Below are 6,332 nucleotides of genomic sequence, written 5' to 3'. Positions count from 1 at the left end.
ACGACAACCTGTCCTACGGCAGCATCGTCAGCGTTCAGATCGGGCAAGACAAATACATCACGACGCTGACCGACGATGGCATCTGCGAACTGAAGGACATGCTCGCGGACGCCCGGCGTTCGCCGGAGCGCTGGAACGACTTCTTACAAGACTCCGTCGACGATCCCGACATCATCGCACGCGTCAAGGACCAGCCCCCGCGGTAGAAATCGGGTGCTTACAAGGAAAGAGGTGTAGTATGAATGCAGATGGTTGTAGGCCATCACGAGCCCGCTGCCGTCCCAGAACAGGATCTTCATTCGGTCGGCGCGCTTCGCGCGGAAGACGAAGACCGTTCCGGTAAACGGATCTTCCGCCAGAGTAGACTGGACCAGGGCCGCGAGACCGTCATGGCCTTTGCGGAAGTCGACCGGCTTCGTCGCCACCAGAATCCGCACACCCTGCGAGAGCATCAGCATGGATGCGCCTCGAGCGCGTGGACGATCTCCGCGACCCGAGCGACGGGCATGTCATGCGCCAGTTCGATCACAACAGCCCCCCGAATGATCCTGATAGGGGCCGCCTGCGATGTTACCTTCGGACGCGCTTCCTCCTCGGCGACCTCGCAGACGACGAGCGGCGCAAAGACAGGTTCCTCGACTTCGGCAGCAGGCAGCACCAGCTTGCCCTGTTTGGCCTCTCGTCGCCACGCTGAAAGTTGATTGGGCAGAATGCCAAACCGCTCCGCTAAGGCATTTACAGTCGCTCCAGCTTCCAGGGTCATCGAGACGGCCAAGGCCTTTGCCTCATCCGGCCAACGACGATGACCCGACGTGTAGATCTCGACGCCCAGCGATTTGAGAAACGAATTTGTAGCGCACATTGCGAAACGCACTCCCCATCATGAGATGGAGATCACTTCGCAGCCGAAGCCATCAGCAGCAACGTGGCGTCGAGACGACGCTTACAAAAATCTCAATGGGAGGGAAACGGCGGATACTATTTATCATATCTTGTCGAAAGAATTGCTAGAAACTGAAAAGAGCCGACTAGCAGCGCCGTATGGTCTATATATTTGGCAGCGCCTTAAATTCATTCAAATCTGGGAACCTCACCATGATCTTTAGTCCTGGATTGTTGTCATAGGCACGTACCGTTGCTCCATGGCGCGTCGCAATTGCGCGGACGAGGGCCAGTCCCAGCCCATTACCACCAGATGAGCGGCTGCTGTCTGTTCGGAAAAAAGGGTCAAAGATCTTCGCACGGGCGTCATTTGGAACGCCGGGCCCGTCATCTACGACGATGAATGTCGCGCCTTGATCGAGAGATCGCGTTTGGAGTGTAATCTGGCTTCGGATCGGGCAATGCTCAATGGCGTTGTTGACAAGGTTATAGGCTAACTGAAGCAGCATTTTGTGGTCACCCCAAACCATTAGAGGCGCGTGTCCCTCCAGATCAAGCCGAATTACTTGACCTTTCTCTTCTGCGACCGCCTGAAACGTATTGTACATCTCTTCAGCTACGTCTTTCAGGTCTACCTGGCTGAAGTAGGTGCGGGCACCAGATGTCTCTATTCGGGAAATTCTCAGGATCGTATCGAACACTGAGTTTAGGCGCTGCAACTCTTGCTCTAACTCTTCAAGATCAGCGTGCGGGTCCTTGCCTTGATCGATCCTGTTGAGAACCGCCCGAAGTGCCATGAAAGCGTGTGACAGGGGAGTCTTGAGATCATGTGCGATTGCAGCGATCGACGACTTGGTTGTCGCCATCAACGCTGAGAGTTGTTCGAGATGACCGTTCACCTGAACAGAGATACGGTCGATCTGATCCTTGGCCGACGATACGGGCAAACGTGCAGTCATGTCGCCTTTAGACACCTGGTCAAGAGTTTGCTCAATGGTTTGAAGCTTAAAGAGGCTGCGGCGACTCAGCATGTATCCGAATGATAGTGTCGTCAGCAAAACAACCACAACAAACAGGAACAGGCCCTCCATGAGTGTCTTTAAGGCTTGGCTTTTGGGAGCCAGGGACCGTCCAACGATGGTTCGATAACTGTCCTGAAGGGAAGCGTTCAACAGATGATCCTCCTGCAGGCCAAGGAAACTGAGCTCTCCGGATGATCTGACTTGCCATCCGACAAAATCTGGTGCCTGGTCGATGTTACCCGCGAGAAACTGTCCTGCTTCGTCAAACAGGCCTACCAAGTGCCGTCTGGTCGCCAAAGGGCTGTTAAGGTGCTCAACTGTCCGTTCAATAGCATCGCCACCGCCGTCCTTAAGGATTTCATGCAGGAGAATTTGCTCCTCGAGGATCTGTGCTTCGAGGTTCGCCTGAAGTGCGCTCTCAACACGTTGATACGCAAACCAACCAACCCCTAAGAGCAAAAGCCCGAAGAGGGTTGCGGCATAGAGCGCCGTTCGAAAGGGTGCTCCGGCAAATACGCTAGCGTGGTCCATGCATAGAGTACCCGGTGTTGCGGATCGTATGGAGCAAGGGCGTGTCGAAGGGTTTGTCTATCTTCGCCCGCAGCCTACTGACATGGGTTTCCACCACGGTAGAGTTGGGGTCGAAGGTATAGTCCCACACCCGCTCCAAAAGCATGGTTTTTGTGATAACGCGACCGGGATTGCTCATGAAGACTTCCAGCAAGGAGAACTCCTTAGTTTGAAGTTCAATTGTTTGACCCTGCCGTTTTGCGGTGCGTGACAACAGGTCAAGCTCAAGATCATGAAGGAGGAGTTTTGTGGTCTCCGCCACGCCCTTCCTGCGCGATATGGCCTGAACCCGCGCGAGAAGCTCCGAGAAGTGAAACGGTTTTACCAGATAATCGTCACCGCCGGCAGATAGGCCCACCACACGGTCATCGACGTCACCCATGGCGGTCAGAAAGATAACGGGTGTTTCAAGACCGGCCCCGCGCATCGCTTTGAGCACCGACAACCCATCCATCCCGGGCATCATGCGGTCCAGAATGACGACATCACACTCATTATAGAGGCAGAAATTGACGGCATCGCGACCGTCATCGAAGATATCGACATGATAGCCGCTTTCTTGCAGACCCTTGGAAACATAGTCAGATGTTTTCTTGTCATCTTCAGCCAGCAGGATTCTCATTGGATATCGTCCCTTTGTGATTCTTGCGGGCAATGATGCGCGAGCACTACCTGGAATCTTACATGGCTGGCAGCCTTCCCAAAACTTACAAATTTTCAAAGTTCGGGAAAAGCCCGCGTGAAATGAGTGTGATCTGGCGAGTTGTGAGGCGACGCCGATGTCCGGCCGACGAGTGCGAAAGCGCTTCAACAGTTTGAAAGGCGATGATCCATGACCACTGTATCCGCTCTCATTTCTGGCCTCGATACCCAGTTTTTCACGGAACCTGAAGAGAACCTCTACGACTTTGCAGGTCGCTTACTCGATCAGCAGATGTTCGGAGCCATCGTGCGCGACAAAGATGGCGATGTCGTTGGAGTCGTTACCGAACATGACATGGTGCGTGAAGCTTTTCTGAAGAATGCACACCTCTACGACATCACCGTCGGGCAGGCCATGACGGAGAATGCCGTGATGTGTCAGGCCTCAACTGATCTTGCCGCCGCTCTCGCACTTATGGGCAAACATCGCATCCGTCACCTGGTTGTCAAAGATGGAGAGGCCATACTCGGGTTCGTCTCCATCAAGGACATCCTTCAAAAGGTGCATGCGGACCAACAACTCGAAATCTTAGTGCTGCGTGACATCGCCGGAATGCACAGCGCCGCATGAGGCGCGACTTGCTTGGTGAGAGGAACCTCCCATGACCCTTGAAAGCCAACGCACTGAGGACCGCCTGGGGCAGAGCTTGGATGGTGGGTCTCCCCCGAGGACGGTTGCCGCTGCCTTGTGGTTCCCGCCTGAAGGTCCCCATCGGGTGAAGGGCCGTGCTTGCCAGCCTGTGCATCACCAGCAGGACCCACCCAGAACAACCTTTGGACGTGACGGCGGCGCCTTCCCCGCGTCGCGCATCTTCAAAGCAGAGCTACTCGCCAACCGGCTCAAAACCAAACCCAGGCGCCCATAGCGCGCCCCTAATTTTCAAAACTAAGGAGAAAAACGATGCAAAGAAGACAAGTCTTAAGAGTGCTGGCGGCCTGCCCGATATGCGCAGCTGCCGCTCAAACAGCCATGGCAGGCACAGGAAACGAATGGGGATATGACGGAGAATCTGGCCCTGAGAATTGGGCCGATCTGTCCGAGGACTATCATGTCTGTGGAGCTGGTCGACAGCAATCGCCGATTGATCTCACGGATGCCACGCGCGCGGATGTGGATACGGTCACAACACGGTGGCGTTCGGTCAGCAATTTCGAGGTGGTCAACAACGGGCACACCTTGCAAGCCAATTTCCCGAAAGGCAGCGTTTCGATTGTGAACGACAAGCCTTACGATTTGCTGCAGTTCCACTTTCACCATCAAAGCGAACACACCGTCGATGGCGAACACTATCCGATGGAGGCGCATTTTGTGCACAAGTCGGCAGATGGAGACTTGCTAGTTCTTGGCGTGTTCCTCGAGGAAGGCCAGGAAAATGAGGTCTTGGCTCCGATTTGGGCCGCCGCCCCCGCGTCGAAGGGGTCGGCTCGCGTTTCCGCGACGATCCACCCGCAGGACTTGCTGCCGCAATCCTCGAAGCACTTCACATATGCAGGTTCGCTGACCACCCCGCCATGTAGCGAGATCGTGACCTGGGTCGTGTATGAAGAGATTGTGCCAGCCTCTGATCAGCAAATTGCGGAATTCGCGGAAATCTTCCCGCACAACAATCGGCCACTGCAACAGCTGAATAGAAGGCGGCTTTTGCAGGGTTTTTAGCTCACCCATAACCCCGAACAGAACGACCCGAGGCGAACACGTGCTCGCCTCGGGTAATTGGCTGTACTAGCATGTCAACCACTCACTGATGCTAAAGCTGTCATTCATGCAAAGCGCAGCATCTGGAACTTTGGGCTCAAGGACTAGTCACCCGGAACCGAATTTGCCATCATTGATTTGAAGCAAATTTGGGGGGTGTTTCATGCGTGGTCGGGCATCGGTGGTTATCGAACTCAGCGAGGATGAGCGTGGCTTTCTGGAGGCTCAGTTGCGAAGGCATAAGGCCGCGCGGTCGCTTTCGGACAGGTGCCGGATCGTGCTGAGATGCGCGGATGGCCTCTCCAGCAAAGAAATTGCCGCGGAGCTTGGCCATTCCGAACATACGGTCGGCAAGTGGCGACGGCGCTTTGCAGAGCATCGTATCGAGGGGCTTTCGGATGAATACCGCGCGGGACGCCCGCGCACGGTGTCGGATGCGCAGGTGGCCGATGTCATGAAACGCACCTTGGAAACCACGCCGAAGGATGCGACCCATTGGTCGATCCGCTCTTTGTAGACAAGGTGCAAGACGTGGTCGGCCTCTACATGTCGCCGCCGAACCGGGCTATCGTGTTGTGTATAGATGAGAAATCGCAAATCCAGGCGCTGGACCGCGAACAGCCCGTCCTGCCCTGGCGCCCGGTGTCGCGGAACGGCGCACGCATACCTACATTCGTAACGGCACCACCTCGCTCTTTGCGGCGCTCGACATCGCCACCGGTGCGGTGATCGGAAAATGCTACAAACGGCACCGTGCGACGGAGTTTCTCGATTTCCTCAAGGAACTGGACCGGCGCGTGCCCGAAGACCAGGACGTGCATCTGGTCATGGACAACTACGCCACCCACAAGACGGCGCGCGTCAAGGCCTGGCTGGCCCGCCGCCCGCATTGGCACGTGCACTTCACGCCCACTTCGGCGAGTTGGCTGAACCAGGTCGAGCGCTGGTTCGCCGAGCTGACCCGCAAGCAAATCCAGCGCGGCGTTCATCGATCGGTGGCTGAGTTGGAGGCCGATATTGCAGCGTTCATAGAACTTCATAACGAGAACCCCAAACCCTACCGATGGGTTAAATCCGCCGATGAAATCCTCGCATCCGTAAAACGCTTCTGCCAGAAAACACTGACAGGAACTTCAGATTCAGGTGACTAGAACGTGTTGATGCAGATCTTGCCGAGCTGTGCCCTGTCAATGAGCGTTCAAAACTGACCCGGTTTCAGCGTTTGAATTTGACCCACCCCTTGTGGCGCAAAGGCCCCAGGCGGGCCGCCCTCCTATAGCGAGTCCGTCTGGGGCCTTTGCTTGCGCGACGTTTATGTTTTTCTGCGTCGCTTGCTCTGTGCGAACCGGTATGACGTGTTGCCTGTCTCGATGATTGCGCAGTGATGAGTTGTCTCGATGATTGCGCAGTGATGAGTTACGCGATCCAGAAGCGCGGTTGTCATCTTGGCGTCACCGAAG

Annotated in this window: 8 protein-coding genes and 1 pseudogene; 4 read left to right on the top strand and 5 right to left on the bottom strand. The window is 55.7% G+C overall.

Going from position 1 to position 6,332, the window contains the following annotated elements; genetic code table 11:
- On the top strand, nt 1-206 hold a 206-nt coding region (locus tag GKC28_RS26255), incomplete at its 5' end, for a hypothetical protein (RefSeq protein WP_217434226.1).
- On the opposite strand, the gene tnpB is transcribed toward GKC28_RS26255, so the two are convergent.
- The 4 genes from tnpB to GKC28_RS25710 all read right to left on the bottom strand — a co-directional run bounded on the left by tnpB (nt 144) and on the right by GKC28_RS25710 (nt 3,096).
- The gene (tnpB, locus tag GKC28_RS26975) at nt 144-452 is read right to left on the bottom strand and encodes an IS66 family insertion sequence element accessory protein TnpB (protein WP_368041174.1); all 309 of its coding nucleotides are present in this window, start codon (nt 450-452) and stop codon (nt 144-146) included. The two genes, GKC28_RS26255 and tnpB, sit on opposite strands and share 63 nt — an antisense overlap.
- Entirely contained in the window at nt 452-862 is a 411-nt protein-coding gene (locus GKC28_RS25720; protein ID WP_254604422.1) for a transposase, read from the bottom strand. The genes tnpB and GKC28_RS25720 overlap by 1 nt, the downstream gene beginning before the upstream one ends.
- 184 nt (nt 863-1,046) lie before the next feature.
- Nucleotides 1,047-2,435: a HAMP domain-containing sensor histidine kinase gene (locus GKC28_RS25715; RefSeq protein WP_174149782.1), complete on the bottom strand. Its 1,389-nt coding sequence runs from the start codon at nt 2,433-2,435 to the stop codon at nt 1,047-1,049.
- Nucleotides 2,422-3,096 carry a response regulator transcription factor gene (locus tag GKC28_RS25710; protein ID WP_174149781.1) on the bottom strand — a complete coding sequence of 225 codons (675 nt, stop codon included), beginning with the start codon at nt 3,094-3,096 and terminating at the stop codon, nt 2,422-2,424. The genes GKC28_RS25715 and GKC28_RS25710 overlap by 14 nt, the downstream gene beginning before the upstream one ends.
- Nucleotides 3,097-3,306: 210 nt before the next feature.
- Here GKC28_RS25710 and GKC28_RS25705 point away from each other — a divergent pair, with 210 nt between their 5' ends.
- The 3 genes and pseudogenes from GKC28_RS25705 (at nt 3,307) to GKC28_RS25695 (ending at nt 6,023) form a co-directional block, all read left to right on the top strand.
- Nucleotides 3,307-3,747, top strand: coding sequence for a cyclic nucleotide-binding/CBS domain-containing protein (locus GKC28_RS25705; RefSeq protein ID WP_174149780.1), 441 nt, complete (start codon nt 3,307-3,309; stop codon nt 3,745-3,747).
- A 330-nt stretch (nt 3,748-4,077) separates the two neighbouring features.
- Entirely contained in the window at nt 4,078-4,833 is a 756-nt protein-coding gene (locus GKC28_RS25700; protein WP_174149779.1) for a carbonic anhydrase, read from the top strand.
- 202 nt (nt 4,834-5,035) lie between these two features.
- Nucleotides 5,036-6,023, top strand: a pseudogene (locus GKC28_RS25695) (IS630 family transposase).
- A gap of 161 nt (nt 6,024-6,184) precedes the next feature.
- Here the strand turns inward: GKC28_RS25695 and GKC28_RS26250 are convergent.
- Nucleotides 6,185-6,332, bottom strand: a 148-nt coding sequence (locus GKC28_RS26250; RefSeq protein ID WP_217434227.1) for an ATP-binding protein, incomplete at its 5' end; no start/stop codon positions are given.

Origin of the sequence: Leisingera sp. ANG59 (assembly GCF_013317235.1) — a bacterium.
Taxonomy (GTDB): domain Bacteria; phylum Pseudomonadota; class Alphaproteobacteria; order Rhodobacterales; family Rhodobacteraceae; genus Leisingera.
Note: the sequence above shows the minus strand (reverse complement) of the source record. Positions and strands in the feature narration are given on the sequence as shown.